Origin of the sequence: Myroides odoratimimus, from assembly GCF_038039805.1 — a bacterium.
GTDB classification, from domain to species: domain Bacteria; phylum Bacteroidota; class Bacteroidia; order Flavobacteriales; family Flavobacteriaceae; genus Flavobacterium; species Flavobacterium odoratimimum_B.
The window spans coordinates 1-25,044 of record NZ_JBBPHK010000010.1; the positions used below are offsets into that span (position 1 = coordinate 1).

At 33.1% G+C, this 25,044-nt stretch carries 22 protein-coding genes; 9 read left to right on the forward strand and 13 right to left on the reverse strand.

What is annotated here, in order from left to right; all coding sequences use genetic code 11:
• Nucleotides 1-136: 136 nt before the first annotated feature.
• The 4 genes from AABL85_RS08980 to idi all read right to left on the reverse strand — a co-directional run bounded on the left by AABL85_RS08980 (nt 137) and on the right by idi (nt 2,487).
• Nucleotides 137-400: a hypothetical protein gene (locus AABL85_RS08980; RefSeq protein WP_286396487.1), complete on the reverse strand. Its 264-nt coding sequence runs from the start codon at nt 398-400 to the stop codon at nt 137-139.
• Nucleotides 401-465: 65 nt separating this feature from the next.
• Entirely contained in the window at nt 466-1,434 is a 969-nt protein-coding gene (locus AABL85_RS08985) for a type I phosphomannose isomerase catalytic subunit (RefSeq protein WP_286415596.1), read from the reverse strand.
• Nucleotides 1,435-1,541: 107 nt separating this feature from the next.
• Nucleotides 1,542-1,955, reverse strand: coding sequence for a 6-pyruvoyl trahydropterin synthase family protein (locus AABL85_RS08990; protein WP_006264406.1), 414 nt, complete (start codon nt 1,953-1,955; stop codon nt 1,542-1,544).
• A 4-nt stretch (nt 1,956-1,959) separates the two neighbouring features.
• Nucleotides 1,960-2,487 (reverse strand): isopentenyl-diphosphate Delta-isomerase, encoded by a 528-nt coding sequence (gene idi / locus AABL85_RS08995; RefSeq protein WP_006264407.1) that lies wholly within the window; start codon nt 2,485-2,487, stop codon nt 1,960-1,962.
• A 262-nt stretch (nt 2,488-2,749) separates the two neighbouring features.
• Here idi and AABL85_RS09000 point away from each other — a divergent pair, with 262 nt between their 5' ends.
• Nucleotides 2,750-2,986, forward strand: coding sequence for a hypothetical protein (locus AABL85_RS09000; protein ID WP_006261952.1), 237 nt, complete (start codon nt 2,750-2,752; stop codon nt 2,984-2,986).
• 562 nt (nt 2,987-3,548) lie between these two features.
• Here AABL85_RS09000 and AABL85_RS09005 read toward each other — a convergent pair.
• Both AABL85_RS09005 and AABL85_RS09010 read right to left on the reverse strand, forming a co-directional pair.
• Complete coding sequence (locus AABL85_RS09005; RefSeq protein WP_341309863.1) at nt 3,549-4,001, reverse strand: hypothetical protein; 453 nt, start codon at nt 3,999-4,001, stop codon at nt 3,549-3,551.
• Between the two features lie 77 nt (nt 4,002-4,078).
• On the reverse strand, nt 4,079-6,274 hold the full coding sequence (locus tag AABL85_RS09010; protein WP_341309864.1) for a RecQ family ATP-dependent DNA helicase: 2,196 nt from the start codon (nt 6,272-6,274) through the stop codon (nt 4,079-4,081).
• An 89-nt stretch (nt 6,275-6,363) separates the two neighbouring features.
• On the opposite strand from AABL85_RS09010, the gene AABL85_RS09015 reads away from it, so the two are divergent.
• From AABL85_RS09015 to AABL85_RS09040, 6 genes are all read left to right on the forward strand, one after another.
• Nucleotides 6,364-7,329, forward strand: a complete 966-nt coding sequence (locus AABL85_RS09015) for a KpsF/GutQ family sugar-phosphate isomerase (protein WP_286415599.1) — start codon at nt 6,364-6,366, stop codon at nt 7,327-7,329.
• A 32-nt stretch (nt 7,330-7,361) separates the two neighbouring features.
• Entirely contained in the window at nt 7,362-8,174 is an 813-nt protein-coding gene (gene tatC, locus AABL85_RS09020) for a twin-arginine translocase subunit TatC (protein WP_006260211.1), read from the forward strand.
• 17 nt (nt 8,175-8,191) lie between these two features.
• Nucleotides 8,192-8,932 carry an LPS export ABC transporter ATP-binding protein gene (lptB, locus tag AABL85_RS09025; RefSeq protein ID WP_041893705.1) on the forward strand — a complete coding sequence of 247 codons (741 nt, stop codon included), beginning with the start codon at nt 8,192-8,194 and terminating at the stop codon, nt 8,930-8,932.
• A gap of 235 nt (nt 8,933-9,167) precedes the next feature.
• Complete coding sequence (locus tag AABL85_RS09030; RefSeq protein ID WP_341309865.1) at nt 9,168-9,953, forward strand: polysaccharide biosynthesis/export family protein; 786 nt, start codon at nt 9,168-9,170, stop codon at nt 9,951-9,953.
• A gap of 4 nt (nt 9,954-9,957) precedes the next feature.
• Entirely contained in the window at nt 9,958-12,351 is a 2,394-nt protein-coding gene (locus AABL85_RS09035) for a GumC family protein (RefSeq protein WP_341309866.1), read from the forward strand.
• Between the two features lie 238 nt (nt 12,352-12,589).
• Complete coding sequence (locus AABL85_RS09040; protein WP_341309867.1) at nt 12,590-14,809, forward strand: NADP-dependent isocitrate dehydrogenase; 2,220 nt, start codon at nt 12,590-12,592, stop codon at nt 14,807-14,809.
• Nucleotides 14,810-14,866: 57 nt separating this feature from the next.
• Here AABL85_RS09040 and AABL85_RS09045 read toward each other — a convergent pair whose 3' ends face one another.
• Nucleotides 14,867-15,568 carry a LytR/AlgR family response regulator transcription factor gene (locus AABL85_RS09045; RefSeq protein WP_286415603.1) on the reverse strand — a complete coding sequence of 234 codons (702 nt, stop codon included), beginning with the start codon at nt 15,566-15,568 and terminating at the stop codon, nt 14,867-14,869.
• Nucleotides 15,544-16,545, reverse strand: a complete 1,002-nt coding sequence (locus tag AABL85_RS09050) for a sensor histidine kinase (protein WP_286415604.1) — start codon at nt 16,543-16,545, stop codon at nt 15,544-15,546. The genes AABL85_RS09045 and AABL85_RS09050 overlap by 25 nt, the downstream gene beginning before the upstream one ends.
• A 156-nt stretch (nt 16,546-16,701) precedes the next feature.
• Here AABL85_RS09050 and AABL85_RS09055 point away from each other — a divergent pair, with 156 nt between their 5' ends.
• A complete protein-coding gene (locus tag AABL85_RS09055; RefSeq protein WP_341309868.1) occupies nt 16,702-19,116 on the forward strand; it encodes a TonB-dependent receptor in 2,415 nt (804 codons plus the stop codon).
• A gap of 4 nt (nt 19,117-19,120) precedes the next feature.
• Nucleotides 19,121-19,963 carry a DUF4249 domain-containing protein gene (locus tag AABL85_RS09060; RefSeq protein ID WP_341309869.1) on the forward strand — a complete coding sequence of 281 codons (843 nt, stop codon included), beginning with the start codon at nt 19,121-19,123 and terminating at the stop codon, nt 19,961-19,963.
• A 31-nt stretch (nt 19,964-19,994) separates the two neighbouring features.
• Here the strand turns inward: AABL85_RS09060 and recN are convergent, their stop codons facing one another.
• The 5 genes from recN to AABL85_RS09085 are packed head-to-tail and all read right to left on the reverse strand — an operon-like array spanning nt 19,995 to nt 24,906.
• The gene (gene recN, locus AABL85_RS09065; protein WP_341309870.1) at nt 19,995-21,650 is read right to left on the reverse strand and encodes a DNA repair protein RecN; all 1,656 of its coding nucleotides are present in this window, start codon (nt 21,648-21,650) and stop codon (nt 19,995-19,997) included.
• A gap of 17 nt (nt 21,651-21,667) precedes the next feature.
• A complete protein-coding gene (locus AABL85_RS09070; protein WP_286415608.1) occupies nt 21,668-22,552 on the reverse strand; it encodes a DUF4835 family protein in 885 nt (294 codons plus the stop codon).
• Nucleotides 22,545-23,753: a bifunctional phosphopantothenoylcysteine decarboxylase/phosphopantothenate--cysteine ligase CoaBC gene (gene coaBC / locus AABL85_RS09075; protein WP_341309871.1), complete on the reverse strand. Its 1,209-nt coding sequence runs from the start codon at nt 23,751-23,753 to the stop codon at nt 22,545-22,547. The genes AABL85_RS09070 and coaBC overlap by 8 nt, the downstream gene beginning before the upstream one ends.
• A 20-nt stretch (nt 23,754-23,773) precedes the next feature.
• Entirely contained in the window at nt 23,774-24,085 is a 312-nt protein-coding gene (locus AABL85_RS09080) for a DNA-directed RNA polymerase subunit omega (RefSeq protein ID WP_286415610.1), read from the reverse strand.
• A gap of 14 nt (nt 24,086-24,099) precedes the next feature.
• On the reverse strand, nt 24,100-24,906 hold the full coding sequence (locus AABL85_RS09085) for an outer membrane protein assembly factor BamD (RefSeq protein WP_286415611.1): 807 nt from the start codon (nt 24,904-24,906) through the stop codon (nt 24,100-24,102).
• Nucleotides 24,907-25,044 lie beyond the last annotated feature (138 nt).

Here is a 25,044-nt window from a genome sequence, read left to right on the forward strand (position 1 = left end):
ACCCACGACCTGCTGATTACAAATCAGCTGCTCTAGCCAGCTGAGCTACACCGGCGACTCATTTTGCGAGTGCAAAGATAGCATGGTTTTTCAATCTTGCAACACAAAATGTATCTTTTTTAAATCTTTTTTTCGATTACATTGCGTTGATTTTCTCAACTAATTGACCAGCAACATCTTCTAGTTTTTTATAAACTCCTTTAAAATGTGCCTTTTTATTTTCAACATTTTTTGCATTCACTGCTCCGATTAATTCATCGAAAGAAACAAACGCTTCTTCAAGTAATGCATTAGTCTCTGCAGTTGGTCCTCCAGTTGTCATTTCTTGAATATAAATTGCTTGGATGATATCACCTAATACATAGTGAATATCTTTTTTTAGGTTCTTTACGCTTGCCATAATTTCCTTTATTTATTATTAATTTTACGCAAATCTACAATATAAAAATGGGGTATACTACTGTTTTAAGAAACAAATATCTCTAAGATTGTAGCCTCACCACTTAAACATATTTGTGATACTGCTGCTGGTATTAGCACAGTCTGTCCACATCGTATAGGATATACCTCTGCTCCTAATATAATCTCACCTTGTCCTTCTGTACATACATATAGATAGAACCTAGAAATATCTTTCTCCTTGTGATACTTCCCTTTTAAAGGAATATAATTTACAGAGAAGAACGGACATTCTACTATTTCATTAGATACATTAATATCTTTAGTATAAGTCAGTTCTACTTCTTTCTTATCATAGTTTATAGCATCTAGTGCCAAATCGATATGCAGTTCTCTAGAGTTACCAGAAGCATCTCGTCTATCCCAGTCATACACTCTATAAGTAATATCTGAAGTCTGCTGAATCTCAGCTAATAGTACACCCGCTCCAATGGCATGGATAGTACCTGTCTCGATGAAGAATACATCTCCTTTCTTTACAGGTATCTCTTTTAATATAGATGGCAGTGTCTTAGCTTCTAAATGATGTAGATAATCCTGCTGAGTCACTCCATCTTTAAAGTCCACTACTATTCTTGCATTCTCATCCGTTTGCATCACATACCACATCTCAGTCTTTCCAAAAGACCCATGGCGCTTCTGAGCTAAATCATCATTTGGATGTAACTGTATAGATAAATCTTCTTTCGCATCTAGAAACTTAAACAAAAGAGGAAACTTCTTATCAAAACGACTTATAATATAATCACCTAATATTTCTTCAGGAAACTTCTGAATTAAATCATTTAAACTTAATCCTTCATATACCCCATTTGCGACAACGCTTACATCAGAAGATACACCAGAAATCTCCCAGCTCTCCCCTACCTCATTTGAATCAATATCTTTACCAAGTATTGACTTTAACTTCGTTCCTCCCCAAATTCTGTCTTTCAGAATCGGTTGAAATAGTATCGGATATTGTTTAAAACCCATATATTAATCACTTCTATTAAAAATAAGCTATTGCTTACCTATCTTTCCCAATCGCTATAAAAAACGAGGGTGCAAGTTACAACTTTTCCCATTAGCATACCCTATAATTAATAATCTCCTTTAAAAGAAACAAAGTTTCTAGCAGTTTCATATAATATTACTTCTAGCTCTTTATCATCATTAATAAAAGGTCTTAATTTTTGCCATATCACTACTGCGATATTTTCTGCTGTAGGGATTAGCTCTAAAAACTCTGGTACATCTAAATTTAAGTTTTTATGATCAAAGTTCTCTTCTATCTCTGATTTTATTAAATCCGACAGCTCTTTTAAATCCATAACAAACCCTGTCTCTGGATCAAGCTCTCCTGTCACCTGAACAATTAATTCATAATTATGTCCATGATAGTTAGGATTATTACATTTACCAAAAACAAGTTGATTCTTCTCCTCCGACCATTCTTTTCTATGCAAGCGATGTGCTGCATTAAAGTGAGCTTTTCTACTAACAGTTAATCTCATACTATTATTTCTTTTGAGCTTCTATAAAATGATAAAACTTAGAAAAAATGATTTTAAACCAAGCTGTATATATATTAGGATTAGCCTCCATATCTTCCTTTATACCCTCTATAGACATCCACTTCCATGCCTCTACTTCTTCTAAATTGATATTTGGTTCATCATCGTAATATCCAATCATCACATGATCAAACTCATGCTCTGTCAGACCATTGTCAAATGGGGCTTTATAAATAAAACTAAAAACATCTTTTAGGGGCACTTCGAATCCCATTTCTTCCATTAATCTACGTCTACCAGCCTCTATATTTGTTTCGCCTACACGTTGATGACTACAACAAGTATTAGTCCACAATAAAGGCGAGTGATACTTTTCTGAAGCACGTTGTTGTAACATTACTTCATTATTTTTATTCAAAATAAAAACAGAAAATGCACGATGTAACAAAGCTTTTTCATGAGCTTCTATCTTTTCCATTACTCCTACTTGTTCATCTTGTTCATTTACTAATACCACTAACTCTTCTTTCATACCTAATAATTTATATCAACCTCAAAAATACAAAAAAGATACGGTTAAACTAATCTCTTTATCAGATAGCATCGTTATAAACCTGTCTTTCTGTTATAATATTCATTTATAAACGACTACACTCCCCTTTTTGTTATCTGCCCTTCCATTTTATCTTGCAATACTATTCATCCGCAGTACTTCTCCACCTAGCATCTTCTACTAATTCTTCAATTATTTCTTCCTATTTTTTGACTACTTTTGTACAAATGACAATTAGAAAATGGAAAGACAAATCAAACTTATTTGGGATTTTAAAGGTCCTGCTGGAGAAAAAACAGCTGAGCATCACGTAATACACCTTAAAGAGTATGTCGCTATAGAACAGCTACCCATCTCTATCATAGACTACACAGTATTAGCACCTGAACACACTATCGCATATATGGTAGTCAATGATGAGCAAATGAGACAACTAAGAGACATCCTAAAACCACATCGAGGAGAACTATACGAATAGACTGCATCTGTAAATGCATATACCAAGAGGTAACCTATATAATGAGTTACCTCTTTCTTTTTTACAACACGACTCTTCTTTCTAGACGTTTTTTAATTATTTTAAAAAAAAGTTGTCCTTTTTTTTATTTTAGAGTCTACATTTCACTTTTATAAGTGCTTTTTCATATTCTAAAAGGTCTTTTTATCTATCATCCCTCCTAAATAGGGACAAAACCCTGTTCTATATGAAAAAAAGGTATACTTTTTTTTCAGTACCCAAAACCACACAAAACACTAATAAACAACACATTAAACAAAAAACTATTTTACAAATACAAACTCACCTAATAGCTCATCCCCATATAATACTAATATTAAAGTCGACCTCCTCGACAATCTATGGACAATTACTCGAGATTAGTGGATCTAGAGGTGCTTTTGTCGAGCAATTCTCCATTTACTAATCATGTATTCTTCAATTACTGAAAATTTACAGCAAATAAACACTGACCTAAATACTCTACCTTATATCCGTAAAAAAAGGTGCTCCATAAGAACACCTTTTATCTATATATCTTTCGTTAAGCTAAAGCAATCAAAGCTTCTTTTAGTACTACATAGTTTTTATAATAACTTTCTATAATCTTGATTTTCTTCTTTCCACTACTCACTTCTATATAACCATCTTGATTAGTCCAGCGGACATATAATGTGTCTATATGTATCTGCACATCCTCTACAGCGATATCTATGACTTTCTTCTGTCCCAATATTTTCTTATAATATATCTTCTCGCTATCAATCACTATCTTATTGAAATACGGATATGTGTTTAAAATAAAATAGACTAATATAGTAATCACCAAAGCTCCACCTGCTATAGCACTCTCGATATTACTCACCCCGATATCGCCTCTCTTTGCTTTTAATATTAAGATTATAAATAAAATATTTATTAGTAAAAGCACCATAGTAGCGATACTAATCTTGACTAACGAAGATCTTCTAAAACACGATTTAAATATTTTCCCCATATTTTTAAAAAGAGTGTATAAAAAAATCTTCAGTAGTCGTCTACTGAAGATTTTTATTATTATATCTCTACTATAAACTAGTTTGCTTCTTTACTAATAAACTGAATACGCATTAATCTCAATTCTTCAGTATCATAATCTCCGTCAAACTCAGTCATCGCAGCCTTAATATTATCTGTCTCTGACTCCATAAAGTAGTCATAGATTTCTTCTTGCTGATCTTCGTCTAAGACATCATCTATCCAATATGATATATTCAACTTCGTACCAGAATATACGATTTGCTCCATCTCTTTTAGCAGACCATCCATATCTAATCCTTTAGCGCTCGCAATATCCGATAGAGATAACTTTCTGTCTACGTTCTGAATAATATAAAGTTTTAATGCAGAGTTAGCTCCGGTAGATTTAACCACTAAGTCATCAGGTCTGATGATATCGTTATCCTCCACATACTTACTGATCACATCTACGAACTCCTTACCATATTTCTTAGCCTTACCTTCACTTACACCTATAATATTAGACATCTCTTCAAGTGTCACCGGATACTTAAGTCCCATCTCCTCTAACGAAGGGTCTTGGAATACTACAAATGGAGGTACGCCATATTTCTTCGCTACTTTCTTACGCAAATCCTTTAGGATACCGATCAGAGCCTCGTCTATCACTAGACTAGCTTTACTAGCAATTACATCCAAATCGTTTTCAGCATCAGAATATTCGTGATCTTCAGTCATCATAAATGACTTAGGATTATCTATAAACTCTAGCCCAGCTTCTGTCAGTTTTAACACCCCATAAGCTTCAATATCTTTGCGCAATAAATCTGCTACTAACACTTGTCTAATAAGAGCTATCCAATACTTCTCATCATGATCTTTACCACAACCGAAGAATTCTAATGTATCTGTCTTATTTACTTTTAGCAATGCGTTGACTTTACCTAATAGAGTGAAGACTATTTCTTTGGTTTTATAAGATTGTTTGGTATCTCTAATTACTTTTAATAATTGAACCACCCCATCTTTAGCCTCTACTTTAGTTTTAGGGTTACGAACGTTATCATCCATATCTGCTCCTTCACCATTGACTTCGTCAAATTCTTCTCCAAAATAATGCAGGATAAATTTTCTTCTAGACATCGATGTTTCTGCATATGCCACCACTTCCTGTAATAAGGCATATCCTATCTCTTGCTCAGCTACAGGCTTACCAGCCATAAACTTCTCAAGCTTCTCTATATCTTTATATGAGTAATAGGCTAGACAGTGTCCTTCACCTCCATCTCGTCCAGCTCTACCTGTCTCTTGATAATAACTTTCTAATGATTTAGGAATATCATGGTGTATTACATAACGTACATCTGGCTTATCTATCCCCATACCGAATGCGATAGTAGCTACTACTACATCTACATCCTCCATTAAGAACATATCTTGATGTTTAGCACGGGTCTTAGCATCTAGTCCTGCGTGATAAGGCACAGCACTGATCCCATTTACCTGAAGTACATTTGCGATTTCTTCTACTTTCTTTCTACTTAGACAGTAGATCACTCCAGATTTCCCTTGGTGTTGTTTAATAAAGCGAATGATATCCGTCTCTACATTTTTCGTTTTAGGACGTATCTCATAGAATAAGTTAGGTCTGTTAAACGATGCTTTAAACGTATTCGCGTTTGGAATTTCTAAGTTTTTTAGAATATCCTCTTGAACTTTAGGAGTGGCTGTAGCAGTCAATCCTATAATAGGTATATCTCCAAGACTTCTAATAATATTGCGCAGATTTCTATACTCTGGTCTAAAGTCATGTCCCCATTCAGAAATACAATGGGCCTCGTCAATAGCTACAAAAGATAATTTCTCCCCTTGTAAAAAGCTAACATACTCTTCCTTAGTTAAAGATTCAGGTGCTACGTATAGCAACTTTGTAATCCCACTTTTAATGTCTTCCTTTACCTGAGCTATCTCAGTTTTCGTAAGAGATGAATTAAGCACATGCGCTACACCATGCTCTGAAGATAAACTTCTAATAGCATCTACTTGATTTTTCATCAAAGCAATTAACGGTGAAACAACAATAGCTGTTCCCTCTAACACCAATGCAGGTAATTGATAACAAAGAGACTTCCCTCCTCCAGTCGGCATAATCACAAAAGTATTGTGTCCAGAAATAATACTTTTGACCACATCTTCCTGAAGACCTTTGAATTGAGAAAATCCAAAAAATCTCTTTAACTCTTTGTGCAAGTCAATTTCAGTTGATTTCATTATTTTTGTATGGTATTTTACATAAATTTGCAGTACATAAAGGTACAAAATTTCTTTAGTTCAATCATAATATTTAACATTCGCTGATTTTGAATACATCAATTAACATATTAAACACCGCCAAAAACACTTTACTTTCTGAGAGTGAAAGCATTAAAAAACTAATCGATTATCTAACGGATGATTTTGAAAAAACTGTTAAAGCGATTTTCAACTGCAAAGGGCGAATAATTGTGACAGGAATAGGCAAAAGTGCACTGATTGGAGCGAAAATAGTAGCTACATTAAATTCTACAGGAACTCCGTCTATCTATATGCATGCTGCTGAGGCAATGCATGGAGATCTAGGTCTAATCCAACCAGGAGACTGTATCATCTGTATATCTAATAGCGGTAATAGTCCTGAAATAAAAGTACTAGCTCCTATCCTAAAAAGACATAACAATACGCTTATTGCTATCACAGCTAATGAAAATTCTTTTTTAGCAAAAAGCGCAGACTATATTCTACTATCTAAAATAGATAGAGAAGCAGAACAGAATAATCTAGCACCTATGAATAGTACTACTGCTCAGCTAGTTTTAGGAGATGCTTTAGCAGCATGTCTTATAGAATTGAGAAACTTCACAGCAGAAGACTTCGCAATGTACCATCCAGGTGGAGCATTAGGTAAAAAATTGTTACTTTTGGTGCAAAACATACTAAAAAGCGAAAACAAACCTGCTGTCTCTCCAGACTCTTCTATCCAAGAAGTAATCGTAGAGATATCAGAGAAACGCCTAGGAGTGACTGCTGTAGTAGATAATGAGCAAATCGTGGGAATCATAACAGATGGAGACTTGCGCCGTATGCTACAAAAAAGTAGTAATCTAAACGATTATAAGGCTAAAGATATAATGTCTATCAACCCTAAGTCAATAGAAAGCTCTGAACATGTATCTAAGGCTTTGTCAATATTAGAGGACAACTCTATCACGCAGTTATTAGTGACACAAAACAACAAGTACGTAGGCGTAATCCACCTACATGATATATTAAAAGAAGGGATCGTATAAATATGGCAAACTCAGATAAATCAAAAAAGGAAATGTCTTTCCTAGACCACTTAGAAGAATTAAGATGGTTATTAGTTAGATCTTCAGCATTTATACTAGGAGGAGGGGCAGTCGCTTTTATTTTTAGTGATTTTATTTTTGACAAAATCATTTTTGCACCTAAAAGAAGTGATTTTGTTACCTATCAATTCTTTTGTAAAATAGCACAACGTTTTGATTTTGATAGAAGCTTTTGTCTACAAGACTTACCCTTCGAAATTCAGAATAGAACGATGGATGGGCAGTTCTCTGTATTAATTTGGACTTGTATTTCCGCAGGTTTTATTATTGCAGTTCCTTTCATTCTTTGGGAAATATGGAAGTTCATCAGCCCCGCACTTTATACAAAAGAAAAAAAATACGCTAAACTTTTTATCGTTGTATCTTCTTTATTATTCTTTATGGGAGTAGTATTTGGATACTATGTTATCACTCCTCTATCTATTAATTTCCTTGCGAACTTACAGGTGAGTGATATCGTTAAAAACCAAATAGATATCAACTCTTATATCGGTCTTGTAAAGACTACTTCTATAGCATGTGGTTTAGTATTCGAATTGCCGATTATTATTTACTTCTTATCTGTGTTAGATTTAGTTACTCCACAGTTCTTAAGAGACTATAGAAAATACGCTATCGTATTGATATTAATCATCGCAGCTGTAATTACACCCCCAGATGTAGTGAGCCAGATTATAGTATCTATTCCTTTACTTATACTATATGAAGTGAGTATTTATATCTCCCTCTTCGTACACAAAAAGAACAAGAAAATAGAAGCGAGTAAAACAAAACAAATTGACTAATCTCATATTTTAAAATCATGAAATTAAGAGCTGATAATTTAATCAAGATGTACAAAAAACGCAAAGTCGTTAAAGGTATATCAGTAGAGGTTAATCAAGGAGAGATTGTAGGGCTATTAGGACCTAATGGTGCCGGTAAAACTACTTCTTTCTATATGATCGTAGGATTAGTAAAACCCAATAGTGGGCATATATACTTAGACAACACGGATATAACCGATTTTCCGATGTACAAACGTGCTCAACACGGTATAGGGTACTTAGCACAAGAAGCCTCTATCTTTAGAAAACTAAGTATAGAGGATAACATACTAAGCGTACTTCAATTAACAAAACTCTCTAAAAAAGAACAAGAGGCTAAAATGGAATCTCTAATAGAAGAGTTTAACCTAAACCATGTACGTACTAATCGTGGAGATGTATTATCTGGTGGAGAAAGAAGACGTACAGAGATCGCTAGAGCCTTAGCTACAGATCCTAAATTCATTCTTCTAGATGAGCCGTTTGCAGGAGTTGACCCAGTAGCAGTAGAAGATATCCAAAAGATCGTTGCTAACTTAAAAAACAAAAACATTGGTATCCTTATTACAGATCACAATGTTCAGGAGACACTAGCTATTACAGACAAAACCTACCTGATGTTCGAGGGTGGTATCTTAAAAGCAGGTGTTCCAGAAGAATTAGCAGAAGATGAAATGGTACGAAAAGTGTATTTAGGTCAGAACTTCGAACTACGTAAAAAGAAACTAACGTTTTAAATAAAAAATCAGAAGCTACTTTTACATATTTAACAACTATTATTTATAGTTCTTTTAATTTCTGAGATTATTGTGTTTTTTATAATTAGAAAAAAAGCGAATTATCCTAAAAACAATGTGCTTTTTGCGAAAGCAGCATTTTATCTCTACTAAGAAAAAACTATATTTGACACTTTAAATGGTAAAACTCTTTTTTTTGACTATTTAGAAACTATATATTTGCAAAAAAATAACAATGAAAAATATAATTGCGCTAAAACTATCTCTTTTCTTCTGCACTATGCTATTGCTAGGTTCATGTGCATCTAAAGAGAGCATTGTATACTACCAAAACGTTGAGGATGTATTATTAAAAGAGTCTAATGACAATAAATTCGAGACTCGTTTAAGATCTGATGATTTACTAATGATCATTGTATCTGCTGAAGATCCTGAAGCAGCAGCACCTTTCAACTTGATGAATACAATGACCACAAATCCTAATAACCCAGCTGGAAGCGGTACAATGACTCAACACTTATACTTAGTAGATAGTGATGGAAATATAGAGTTCCCTGTATTAGGAACGATTAAAATAGGTGGTAAAAGCAAAAAAGAAGCTGTAGAAATACTTACAAAACAAATAAGCCAATATATCAACAACCCTATTGTCAACATGAGAATCATGAACTACAAAGTGACAGTACAAGGGGAGGTAAATAAGCCAGGAGTACACACTATCAATAGTGAAAGACTTACATTAGCTGAAGCGATAGCGCTATCTGGTGACTTAACAGTATATGGAAAAAGAGACAATATATTATTGATAAGAGAAATAGATGGTAGAAGAGTACCAATTCGTGTAGATATGACTAAAGCCGACTTTATGGTATCTCCATACTATTATTTAAATCAAAACGATATTGTATATGTAGAGCCTAACAAAACAAAAGTTAACTCTTCTGTAGTGGGACCTAACTTAAGCTTAGCTATCTCTGCATTATCACTTTTAGTAACTGTAATAGCACTAGCCGTAAAATAATACAATGGAAAACAAATTTGACAATCAAGAAAATTCTAATATTAACATAAGAGAAGAACTAGAGAAATATTTAGTTCACTGGAGATGGTTTGTATTAAGTGTTTTTATTACTGTAGCTTTAGCTTTCGTTTATTTACGTTATAGCCAGAAAATATATTCTATCAGTACTTCTATCATTGTAAAAGATGAGAAAAGAGGTGGTGGAATAGCTTCTGAAATGGCAGCATTCGCTGACTTAGGAATGTTCTCTGGTGGTAAAAGTAATGTAGAAAACGAGACACAAGTACTACAATCAAGAAGTCTTGCAGAGAGAACAGTTAGAAGATTACAATTAAATATAGCCTTAATCAATAACGATAGATTTGTAAAAAAGGATTTATATGGTAATAGTCCTGTTTCTATCAACTTTGTGGAGCGTGTTTTTGACTTTGATGATATCGAGTATTCTTTTATTATTAAAGATAGAACTGAATCTTCTTTTCTACTATTAGATGAAGAGGAAGAAGAAATAGGTACTTTTAAATACGATGAACCTATTACTACTATACTTGGTAAACTTATCGTAACTAAAAACGCTCCTAAAAAAGAAGGTACATTAGATGCCCTTAAAAAAGAAGGTGCTGAAGAAACTGTAAATGAAATATTGGTACAGATAAAGCCTGTACAAAAAGTTGTTGATTACTACGTAAAAGAAGTAAAAATAGCTCCTACTGATAAATTCTCTACAGTACTTGAGTTATCATTGCTAAACGCTACACCTGCTAAAGCAAAAGATTACTTAAACACCATGATTACTCTATACAATGATGGTGCTATCGCTGATAAACGTTTTATCTCAGAGAAAACTTCAGAGTTTATTGATTCACGTCTAGTTCTAATTACAGATGAATTAGGTGATGTAGAGAAAAATGTAGAAGGATATAAAGCTAGAAATAGTATTACTGATATTCCTACTGAATTAAAAATTCACTTAGAAAATGCTAATGTTTATGAAAAGCAAATTATTGAAAATGAAACTGAATTAAAAGTTATCTCTTCATTAATTGAATTCTTAAAAAACAGCAAACCAAACGAATTACTACCAGGTAATATAGTATCGACAGATGTAAGCTCAAATAGCTTAATTAATCAATACAACCAGCTAGTATTAGAAAGAAATAAACTAAGTACTAGTACAACTAAGCTCAACCCAGCTATCGTAAAATTAGACGATCAAATCAACTCTATGAAAGCTTCTGTATTAGAAAGCCTTTTAAGAGCTGAGAGCAATCTAAAAATTACACGTAGAGAGTTAGCATCTAAAGAATCTGAGTTAAAATCTAAACTATCTCTTGTACCAAAACAAGAGAGAGAGTTCAGAATCATCGATAGACAGCAAAAAGTAAAAGAAGCTATCTACTTATACCTATTCCAAAAAAGAGAGGAAACTGCAATCGCTTTAGCAGCAACAGAACAAAATGCTAAAATAATCGATGTAGCTAAGAGTAGTGATAAACCAGTAGCTCCTAAAAAAGCAATTATCTTATTAGCTGCTCTTATTATGGGAGGACTAATTCCATTTGCTCTAATCTACTTACGTAACTTATTAGATACTAAGGTTAAAACTAGATTAGACATTGAAGAGAATACTCAAGTACCATTCTTAGGAGATATACCACACTCTAACGATAATTCTAAAATCGTTAATATTGCAAGTAGAACAAGTACGGCTGAAGCTCTTCGTATTATCAGAACGAACCTTGAGTTTATGTTAAGTGGTGTACAGGAAGGTAATGCTAAGATGATATTCTTAACTTCTACATTCCCTAAAGAAGGTAAAACATTTACATCTGTAAATATTGCAGCTACAATTGCACTATCAGGTAAACGAACACTTCTTATCGGATTAGATATTCGTAACCCTAGATTAGATGATTATATCATGCTTCCTACTAAAGGGGTATCTGACTACCTATTAAGAAAAGAAGATGATATCAACCAGTATGTTGTAAAAATAGATGGTTACGAAAACATGTATGCGTTACCAGCAGGTACTATTCCACCTAACCCAGCAGAATTACTAATGGGAGATAGAATAGGCGATATGTTTGAGACTCTTAAAAAGCAATATGACTATATTATCGTAGATACAGCTCCAGTGAGTTTAGTTACGGATACCTTGTTAATAGCGAAATACGCAGATACATTTATCTACGTAGCAAGAGCAAACTACCTAGACAAACGTATGCTTAAATTACCAAATGACTTACATAAAGAAGGTAAACTTCCAAATATGTCAATTATCTTAAATGATACTGAAACAAACAAAGGATATGGTTATGGATACGGATATGGTTATGGCCAAGATCTAGAAGTAGATAAGCGCCCATGGTGGAAAAAACTATTAAATCTAAAATAAAAACAAAGGTCACTCTTTTATAGGGTGACCTTTTTCATTAATATGATAAAATATTATATCAAAATGTACTAAAACAGAAATATAAAAAGTATGAATTATCAAATTCGTAATTCAACTCTAAAAAGGGTATTAAGCATCAACAATAACCTACATATTTAGTATATTTGCTATATAAATTTCAAGTTTTAAACAAAATATATTTAACGATAATATTGTTTTCATTTAAAGTAAATACAAAATGACACAAAAATCTAAAATCCTTTACACGTTTACAGACGAAGCTCCAATGTTAGCTACGTATTCGTTCTTACCTATTGTACAAGCATTTGCTAAAACAGCAAGTATAGATGTTGAAACAAGAGATATATCTTTAGCAGGACGTATTCTTGCAACTTTTCCTGAGTTCTTAAAAGAAGAGCAAAGAATCGGTGATGCATTAGCTGAATTAGGAGAATTAGCTAAGACTCCAGAAGCTAATATCATTAAACTTCCAAATATCTCTGCTTCAATACCTCAGTTGAATGCTGCTATTAAAGAATTACAAGCACATGGCTATGCTGTACCTAACTACACTGCAGATGCTAAGACTGAAGAAGAAAAAGAGATAAAAGCTAAATATGCTAAAATTTTAGGTTCTGCTGTAAACCCTGTGTTACGTGAAGGGAATTCAGATCGTAGAGCTCCTAAAGCAGTTAAAAACTATGCTAAAAAACACCCGCACTCAATGGGAGCATGGTCAGCTGATTCTAAAACAAGAGTTGCTTCGATGTCTGAAGGAGATTTTTATGGTAGTGAGAAATCAGTAACTATAGCTGATAACTGTAAATACAAAATTGAATTTGTAGGTACTGATGGTGCAATTAAATTATTAAAAGATTATGCGCCTTTATTAAAAGGTGAAATCATTGATTCATCAGTACTAAACGTAAATAAATTAAAAGCTTTTGTTTCTGAATGTAAAGAAGAAGCTAAGGCAAAAGGTATCTTATTCTCTACTCACTTAAAAGCTACAATGATGAAGGTGTCTGACCCTATCATCTTTGGTGCTGTAGTAGAAGTTTACTTCAAAGAAGTATATACTAAATATGCTACTTTATTTGCAGAATTAGGTATTATCCCAAATAATGGATTAGGTGATTTATACGCTAAATTAGCTGGACATGCTCAAGAAGCTGAAGTAAAAGCTGCTATCGACACAGCTATTGCTAATGGACCTGCTATTGCAATGGTGAACTCTGATAAAGGTATCACTAACTTGCACGTTCCTTCTGACGTTATCGTAGATGCTTCTATGCCAGCTATGATCCGTACTTCGGGACAAATGTGGAATGCTGAAGGAAAATCACAAGACACTTTAGCTATCATCCCAGACCGTTGCTACGCAGGTGTATACCAAACTGTAATCGAAGACTGTAAAGCAAATGGTGCTTATAACCCTACTACTATGGGATCTGTTCCTAACGTAGGTCTTATGGCTCAAAAAGCTGAAGAATATGGGTCTCATGACAAAACATTCCAAGCTGATACAAATGGAGTAATCCGCGTATCTGATGATAAAGGAAATATCTTCTTTGAGCAAAATGTAGAGTCTGGAGATATATTCAGAATGTGTCAAACTAAAGATGCTCCTATCCAAGATTGGGTTAAATTAGCAGTAAATCGCTCTCGTTTATCTGATACTCCTGCTATCTTCTGGTTAGATGAGAATAGAGCTCACGATAGAGAAATCATCGCTAAAGTAAATACATACTTAAAAGATCACGATACAGCTGGATTAGATATCAGAATCTTAAACCCAGTAGAGGCGACTAAAGTATCTGTAGAAAGAATCCGTCAAGGACTAGATACAATCTCTGTAACAGGAAACGTATTACGTGATTACTTAACAGATTTGTTCCCAATCTTAGAAGTAGGTACATCAGCAAAGATGTTATCTATCGTTCCATTAATGAATGGTGGTGGATTATTCGAAACAGGAGCTGGAGGTTCTGCACCTAAACATATCGAACAATTCATTGAAGAAGGATATTTACGTTGGGATTCTTTAGGAGAGTTCTTAGCTCTAGGTGCTTCATTCGAACACTTAAGCCAAACTCAAAACAACCCTAAAGCGATGGTATTAGCTGAGACATTAGACGAAGCTACTGCTAAGTTCTTAGACAACGATAAATCTCCTGCTCGTAGAGTTGGGTCAATTGATAACCGTGGGTCTCACTTCTACTTAGCAATGTATTGGGCTGAAGCATTAGCTAACCAATCTAAAGATACTGAGTTACAAGCTAAATTTGCTCCTATCGCAAAAGCAATGATTGACGGTGAGGCTAAAATTAACGAGGAATTAATTGCTTCACAAGGTAAAGCTCAAAATATTGGTGGTTATTACCAATCAAATGTAGCTGACACAGCAAAAGCTATGCGTCCAAGTGCTACCTTAAACCAAATTATCGACACTATCTAATATAGCGGAATATACTAAAAAAAGCTCCTCAGTTAACTGAGGAGCTTTTTTTTATACTTATTTTACATCTAATAAAATCTGATACTTGCGTCCTATAGGTACTTCGTCTCCATTTTCTAGAATAACTTTACTCATGAATCGCTCTTTTATACATTCTTTATTAATAATAAAAGAACGGTGTACCTGAACAAAGTTATCCCCTATTAATTCTGTCTTAAACCCCACAAGAGACCCATAAACAAAATAACTCTTACGTCTACTTTTAGTAAATATCTTTATATAGTTACCTGCACTTTCAACATAAATAATGTCAGACATTTCAATAAAATAATCAAAGCCATCTTCTTTAATTAACACTTTTTGAAGTTCACTCTTGCGATTATTTTCTTTTCTATCTTTACAAAATACCTTTGCTTTTTCAACTGCTTTTAAAAACTTACTAAAAGCGATAGGTTTTAATAAATAATCTACTGCATCATTCTGATAAGATTCTAATGCAAAGTCTGAATAAGCAGTTGTTACTATCGTGGTTGGTTTAATAGGTAACATTTGTAACAATTCTAAACCTGATACTAAAGGCATATTAATATCTAAGAATAATATATCGACCTCATTACTTTGTAAAAAAGTTAAAGCTTCTTTTCCACTATAAGCATGCCCTATACATTCTAAGTCATCACATTGTTTAATATGACTTAAAAGTACCTGATGTGCAGGCTTCTCATCATCTACTATTAAACATTGGTAGGTAATTCCCATAATTCTAAAGTGGTTTTATAATAATTTTTTGATTTGCTTTTTGTAAACTTATATCTCAACTGAGATACTTCTAATCTTCGCTCAAGGTTTAAAAGACCAACTCCTGTTCCACTCTGTAACATTTCGTCAGGTAAACAGCTATTTTCTAATTCGAATAACAAATGATTTTCTCTAGCATATCCTCTTAACTTTATAAAAGGAAAATCTGTCTGTAAGGCAAATTTAATAGCATTTTCAACTAAACTAAAATACAAAAGAGGAGGGACTTGAAACCTCTCAATATCACCTTCATATTTAATATCAACTACTAAATCATTTGTTCTAAACTTATAGTAATTAAAATACTCCTTAAGAAATCCTATTTCATGGTCTAAAGAAACAAACTCTCTTTTGGTTGCTTCTAACTGGTATCTTAATAAATGTGATAATTGTAGAATTCGCTCAGGTGTTTCGCTTGGATTAGTTAAAGCCTCACCGTATAGATTATTCATTGCATTTAAAAGGAAATGAGGATTTAGTTGCATCTTGAGAAAGTCTAATTCTGCCACAGTATTTACTAGACGCTTCTCACGAACTGTAATATCATTGAATACCCATAAGTGAATAAAATAAGTCCCGGACCCCAGAAACATTAAAAATATAGTATTGAGTATTTCACTTAACCATGAATCAAATCCATCAATAAACATATTTAACAGCCCCGTACCAATTAAAACAACAATCCAATAAATAATAAACAATGGTAAGAAAATATTGTATCGCTTGGTAATCATATATTTCTTAATTAGTAATATATTACTAATTAAAATACAGCCATATACAATAAAAAAGGAAGGAACTAATTCTTTCCATATTTCAATTAATGAGCGATCACTTTTATCTACAGAAGCGACGAATGTGAACACACTAAGAAGTAGAATGATAACAGATACATTCCTCAACCAAAAGTTAGAATAAAATTTCCATAATGACTTCATAAAAACAAATGTAAAGAATCATAAATAATTTCATTATCCTTTCAATACTATTTATTTGAAAACCATTAAAATAATAGTTACTCCATCAGCGTTTAATTAAACAAATAGCAATAATTACTTACTTATTTTTGCATTGAAACATAATAAGATAAACGAATGATTAATCACAAAAAGTTGACCAATTATTTATTGGGACTGAGTTTATATGTGTCTACTATCCCCCTTCATGTACAACATACAATGGCTAATGTCATTAATGAACAAGTACAAACTACATTAATAGGAAAGGTATTAGATAACAACTCTCCCCTTATAGGAGCTACTGTTTATATAAAAGAACTAGACCAAGCAACTATTACCAATGAACAAGGAGAATTCACAATCTCTATTCCATCTGGACAATATACCGTTCAAGTATCTTATTTAGGTTATACCACTCACCATTCTAAGATAGATACAGCTAAAGATAATACATTAAAGATTATTCTAAAACCTGATACAGCGCAATTAGACGAAGTAGTGATAGTAAAGAACACTACTAAAGCAGATATTAGAACACCTGAGATGAGTGTTAATAAATTATCTATAGAAGAAGTTAAGAAAATGCCTGTCGTACTAGGTGAAACAGATGTTTTAAAGTCTATCTTACAACTCCCTGGTGTAACAAATGCTGGTGAAGGAGCATCAGGATTTAATGTTCGAGGAGGTAGTGCAGGACAAAACTTAGTACTTTTAGATGATGCGAATGTATTTAGTTCTTCTCACCTATTTGGTTTCTTCTCTGTATTTAACTCAGATGCACTACAAGACATTAAACTTTACAAAGGAGGAATACCTGCTAGATTTGGAGGAAGAGCATCTTCTGTATTAGAAGTATTCCAAAAAAACGGTAATACTGAGGAATTTCATGGTACAGGAGGTATAGGCGTAATATCTAGTAGATTAATGGCTGAAGGCCCTATGCAGAAAGGAAAATCTTCATTCTTAGTAGCAGGAAGAGCTTCATATGCACATTTATTCTTAAAGTTAACAGACAATAAGAACTCAGCTTATTTTTATGATCTAAACACTAAGTTAAACTTTGATTTAAACGAAAATAATAAGTTGACTTTATCTGGTTATTTTGGACGAGACGTATTTAGTTTTAGTCAGCTATTAAAGAACACCTTTGGCAACTCTATTTTAAACCTTCAATGGCATCATTTATTCTCAGATAATCTAAGTAGTAAACTTACCACTTCATACAGTGACTATGTATATAATTTAGATATGGAATTAACCAGTTTTAAATGGGATTCTGATATTAAAAGTTATCAATTGAAATATGATCTTACCCATGATATCAATACTAATCTTCAACTAAAATACGGAATAAGTGGTCTTTACTATGATTTTTCACCAGGAGTAATTAAACCAACAAAACCAGATTCTTCTATTATTTATAAGAAAATAGATTCTAAATACGCTTTTGAAGGGGGCGTATACTTAGAAGCAGAACAAAGTATTGGTCAACACTTTAATTTAAACTATGGCGCTAGGTTTTCCACATTTACTAATCTAGGAAAAGAGAATATTAATCTATATCATAACAATCAACCTGTAAGATATGATAAAGAACTAGGCGTTTACAAAATGGCAGATATTATAGGTACTGAATCCTATAGCAAGGGAAAGAGTATTCAAAGTTATAATAATTTTGAACCACGATTCGGTATTGCCTACATTATTAATGATGATCAATCTATTAAGGCCAGCTATAATAGAATGGCTCAGTACCTTCACTTAATGTCTAATACAGCTGCTCCTACTCCATTAGATATCTGGACACCTAGTGGTAAATATATCAAACCAGAACTCGTTGATCAAGTTGCATTAGGATACTTCAGAAACTTTAAAGAAGGAAAATATAGTTTAGAAACAGAGGTTTACTATAAAAAAGGAGATAACAGAGTAGATTATATAGAGGGAGCTCAACTAATAGGTAATGATGCTTTAGAACGCGTAATTCTGACTGGTGAATCTAGAGCATACGGATTAGAACTATTGGTACGTAAGAATTTAGGTAGACTTACAGGATGGGTATCCTATACCTTAGCAAAATCAGAGCAAAGAACACCTGGTAGAACGCCAGATGAGCCAGGAATAAATAATGGTCAATGGTATAGAACTGCTTATGATAAAACACATGACTTTTCTGTTACAGCTATGTACCAATTAAATAAAAAATGGGATCTTAGCGCTAGCTTTACCTTACAATCAGGACGCCCTACATCTTATCCAGAAGGAAGATATGACTATTTAGGTCAGAGTGTTCCTAATTTTGGAAAAAGAGGAGCTTATAGCCTACCTGCTTATCACCACCTAGATGTATCAGCAACTTATACTCCTACAAAAAACACAACTAGAAAATGGCAAAGCGAATGGGTATTCGGCATATACAATCTTTATGGTCGAGCTAATGCCGCTTCCATTTCATTCCGTGAGCACAAAGATCGCAGAGGACAGAATGAAGCTGTTAAAATGTCTATTTTCGGAATGGTTCCAAGTGTAACCTATAACTTTAAATTCTAATCAGATGAATATTTTCAAATATATAAGTATACTCTCTATTCTAATATACCTTACTTCTTGTGAACACGTAGTAGATATAGATTTACCTACAGCTCCTCCAAGATTAGTTGTTGAAGGTAATCTAGATTTTGATGCCGAAAACAAACAAGATACTCTAAGCATCAATCTCTCTTTGACTACAGATTTTTATAATCCACAAGCACCTAAAGTCCATAATGCAACAGTATGGGTAGAAGATGGTAATGGAAATAAACACCAGTTTAAAAAACTTAATAATACTGGAAGATATATCTCTACCTCTATTAAAAAAGACTTTGTGAAAAACAAGTATAAATTACATATAGAGTATGACAATGATATTTATGAAGCAACCGAAAGTTTAGTTGAAACTCCTAAAATAGAAAGGTTAGAACAAAGAAGAGAAAAATTCTTTAATGATTACTATTATACAATTAGAATATACTTTCAAGATACTGATAAAGGTGATAACAGATTAAACTATTATTACACTAATTTACTTTGGGAAAATAAAAGGCCTACCTTAAGTATTCGTTCTAACGAGTTTTCTAAAGGCCAACTAATAGAAGACATTTCTACGGATAAAGACTATAAGCCTGGTGACAAAATACAAATAGACTTACATCAAATATCTAGAAACTATTATGATTATATGTGGCTCATAACTGATGCTTTAAACAATGGAGGCGGTCCTTTTCAGACACCTATTTCTAAAATAAAAGGAAATGTCAAAAACCTTACTACACCTGATAAAGAAGCACTAGGATACTTTAGAGTAACTGAAAAGCAATCTATACATCACACGATATTTGAACAACCTAAACCGTAAATAATAAAAGCCATCTTGTGATGGCTTTTTTCTATTTTGACAATAACTCTTTAGCATGTACTAAGGCAGAATCACTAATATCTTTACCTGATAACATTTGTGCTATTTCATTTACTCTACTATCGTAATCGAGTAGTATTAATTGAGAAGTCGTTGTCTCTTCATCAGATGTTTTGTATACTTTATAATGCTGTTTCCCCTTTGCTGCTATTTGAGGTAAATGGGTAATTGCAAACACTTGCATATGATTACTCATCTCTTTCATAATCACCCCCATCTTATCAGCTACTTCTCCAGAAACCCCAGTATCTATCTCATCAAAAATGATAGTAGGCAAATTAGAATACCTAGCTAATATTGCTTTTATCGCTAACATGATTCTAGACAATTCTCCTCCTGAAGCAACTTTCTTTAGCACGCCGAAGTCCATTCCTTTATTAGCAGAGAATAACAATTGTAACTCATCTTTTCCATTAGCTAAAAAGTTCTTGGCTACAGTGAAGTCAAACTTAAAGTTGGCATTAGGTATTCCTACTAATGACAATATCTCTAATAGTTGTTTTACTAAAACAGGAACAGCCTTTATTCTCGATTCTGAGAGCTTATCTCCTACTTCATGTAAAACAATACTCAACTTGTCAATTTCTCTTTCTAATGAACTTATTTTATCATCTATCCCACTAGCTAGATCTACTTTCTCTTCCAGTTCATTTCTAATGGCTAATAATTCTTCTACGGTAGCTACTTGATGTTTTCTCTGTAGATTATATAGTAATTGTAAGCGATCATTAATTAAATCTAATTGTTCAGGATCTGCAGACACATTATCTAGTTGACGTTCTATCTCATCAGACAGGTCTTTCAACTCTATTTCTACACTAGTAATACGAGTATATAACTCTTCATACTCTTTAGAGATAGTACTCGTTTTCTGTAATAATTGCTTTACCTCCTTTAATCTATAAACTACTCCTACTTCATCGTCTGTCAAAAGATTAATTGATTGTCCAAAGCTTTCTCTTACAAACTCAACATTATTCAGTTTCTCGTATTCTTGCTCTAATTCTTGTTGATTTAACCCATCAAGATTTCCCTGTATTAACTCTTCTAAAAGAAAAGCATTATAGTCTTGTTCTTTAATTAAATCAGCCTGCTGCTGTTGCAAATTACGTAATTGTGCTTGAGCTTTCTTATATAATACTAAATGCCCTTTATACTCTTCCAGAATAGCACTATTACTTGCAACTGCATCAACAATTTGCATTTGGTAATTTTCATCAGACAATTCCATTGTTTGATGTTGAGAATGTATATCAATTAAATGTTCACTTAATCGTTGCAAATCAGATAAATTAACAGGGCTATCATTTACAAAGGCTCTAGATTTTCCAGAAGGAGATATTTCTCTTCTGATAATGGTCACATCCTCATATTCTAATTCTAATTCATTAAACAAGTCTTTCAATCCATATTTACCAATGCTAAAATGACCTTCTATAACACACTTCACCTCTTTATCTTTTAGAGAAGATAAATCAGCACGTTTTCCTTGTAACAGACCTAAAGCTCCTAATACAATAGATTTACCCGCTCCAGTTTCACCCGTAATAATAGAAAAACCATTAGAAAAATCTATTTCTAATGTATCTATAAGTGCAAAGTTTTTGATTGTTAATGATATAAGCATACTACTTAATTTTAGAACTAAAGACTATTCCATTTTAATCCATTTAATGGCGCTAATTTATTCAACAATTCTACGACACGTTTCTTATTTTTATCTGTCACACCACCATATACACCGATTAGCTCATCTGTCTTAGAATCAAAGAAAACACGTGTCAAAAAAGAATTTGGTCGAGTAGAATTAAAGTTTTCCAAGGCTGTTAAAGCCTGTAGGATACCATCTCTTCCATCTACAACATTATCACTCATTCGATCTAATCCTAAACGGTGATATTTATATAAAGCCTCCTTATAAGCCTCTCCTACTCCCGAAGCTAGATCACTAATAAAAGAGTATCTCGTATTATTACCATCCCCTTGCTTCCATCCTCTATAATTTCCTTGTTGAGCAATAGAAGCTATACCATTTGCCGTCTGTAAATAGGTACTTCCACCACCTCTACTAAATGTTTCTGCATCTAATCCAATAATTAGATTAGCGTAAAATCCAATCAAAGAAGTCAAATTAGAATCGTATGAATTAGGATTGTAATAAAGAGATTCAAACTCAATATAATTAAAAACAATATCCTTATCGTTGAACAATAATACTTGTGTAGAATACCCAGAGCCATACACTGGCCTAGATGACTTTACCTGAAGTGTCCCCGATATAGTATTATTACCATAAGTAGTTACATTCAGAAAGAACATACAATCTATTTTCTCCACAGAAGAAAACTTTTTAGACGTCCAACTCGTATTGTTTATAAAATCTTTGAGTGATTTCTCTAGAGATTTGAAATAAGCTTGATTACTATTCCCTACTTGGCTATGGTTAACCGTTACTGTTGCATTAAGTTCTTGAGCATAACTACTTAAAACTAAAAAAAATGAACCAAAAAGCCAAATAAGTTTATTCATAATGTTTAATTATCTTATATATAATATCCTGAGCTACTTCTTCTTTAGATTTTAATTCTTTAGGTTCTATATTAAAATCTTTATCTATAAAGGTAACCTTATTCGTTGGTTTTCCAAAACCTGCTCCTTCATCTTTCAAAGAATTTAAAACGATTAAATCTAAATTCTTTTTTTTGATTTTGACTTTAGCATGTTCTATCTCATTTTGAGTTTCTAATGCAAAACCTATTAAGAACTGTTTTTCCTTTATAGCACCGAGTGAAGCTAATATATCAGGATTCTTATCCATTTCGATAATAAATTCCTCACTGTTCTTTTTAATCTTTTCAGTAGCTACTTCTTTAGGTCGATAATCCGCTACTGCTGCTGCAGCAACCACAGCATCCACATCAGAGTAATACTGATGACACGCCTCATACATCTCTATAGCAGACATAACTGAGACCAGCTTTACCTTATCGTGTACTATTTTCTGATTACTAGGACCAGATACTAATACTACATCAGCACCTTGCTTAGCAGCCTCTAGAGCTATATCATATCCCATTTTTCCAGAAGAATGATTACCTATAAAACGCACAGGATCTATAGGTTCGTATGTAGGTCCAGCAGTTATTAATAATTTTCTTCCTTTTAGAGGCAAATTATTTAACAACACATCTTTTACAGCCTGCAAGATTGTCTCAGGTTCAGCCATACGGCCTTTCCCAACTAAACCACTTGCTAGTTCACCTTCCTCAGCAGGAATGATAAGATTACCATAACCTTCTAACAAAGCTAAATTACGATCTGTCGTAGGATGCACATACATATCTAAATCCATAGCAGGTGCAACCATTACAGGACATTTTGCAGATAGATATATTGCTATTAATAGGTTATCACAATATCCATTAGCCATCTTCGCTAATGTATTTGCAGTAGCAGGAGCAATGACCATTAGATCTGCCCAAAGTGCTAAATCAACATGATTATTCCATGTCCCTCCTTCACCAGCATCATTGAAGAAATTTGTATATGCTGGATTCTTTGATAAAGTAGATAAAGTATAAGGAGTTACAAATTGATGAGAAGCAGGTGTCATGATCACTTGGACCTCGGCACCTGCTTTTATAAGTAAACGCACTAAGTGTGCCGTCTTATACGCGGCAATTCCACCAGTTACACCTAGTATTATTTTTTTACCGCCTAAACTTGACATCACTAAGTATTATTTATGTTCTATTGTACTTTATATGAAACTTTACCTTCTAACCACTCTTCTACAGCTAACGCTTGAGCTTTAGGCAATTTTTCATAGAATTTAGACACTTCTATTTGTTCTTTATTTTCAAACACTTCATCTAAACTATCATTGTAAGTAGCGAACTCTTCCAACTTGTCAACCAACTCATTTTTGATTTCTGTGTTGATTTGGTTTGCTCTCTTAGCAATTATAGTAATAGCCTCATAAATATTTCCTGTAGGCTCTTCAATCTTACTTTTATTATAAGTAATTGTGTTTACTGGAGCATTTGTTTTCTTTAAATCCATCTCTTTCGCTTAAGTTATTTTGAAAATTTTGCTAATTCTTCTTGTATATTTTCAAGCATACCATCTGCTTGCTTTTTGTATTTTGTTTCGGCATTAAAACGAATCAATACATCGTACATTGACTTTGCTGTATTCAGACGTTCTTCCATTTTATAATGTACACTGTTCATTGCTAATTTATAAGCTGAATCGAACTTATAAAATAAGGCATCCTCCTTATATTTTGTACCTGGATAATCATAGATAAAATTATCAAGTGCTACGATAGCAGCATTGTAATTTCTAGTCCAATCTCCAATAGTATTTAATTGCTTTGCATTCTCATAAGTCTTTCTCTCAATCTTCTCATTCATCTCTTGCATAATTGAATTAGCTTCAAAAACAAAATTAGAACCAGGATATTGATCAATAAACCTTTGTAATTTGTCTATTACATCATACGTCACTCGTTGATCCAAAGAGTACACAGGTGATAATGCAACACCAGACTTAATCTCTTTTAAAAGAGCCTCTTCTCGTTTCTCACTTCTTGGGTATGTAGCCGCAAAGTTTTTAAAACGAAACCCTGATAATTCATAGTCTTTTGTCAAATAAGTCGCCTCAGCAAAGTTAAAAAACATATCTTCTGCTTTAGGATTCGCTCTATAAACTGTTTCTAATTGTTCATAAAGACGAATAGCATTTCTATACTTTTTCTTCTCAAAAAACTGATTTGCTACCTCCTTTTTATATTCATAATCCTCTGATTTCAAAGCCTTTTGCATTGGACCGCAACTCGCTATTGAAAGCACAAGAATAGATAATCCTATATATTTTTTCATAAATGTTTTTCGTTGTTTTTGACAAAAGCATTTCCAAGATAGTCCTGTAAAAGCAAATGCAAATTTAAATTAATAATTGCATTATACAAAAAGCTTTTTATATTAAAAAGAAAAGATGTCTAAAATGACATCTTTTCA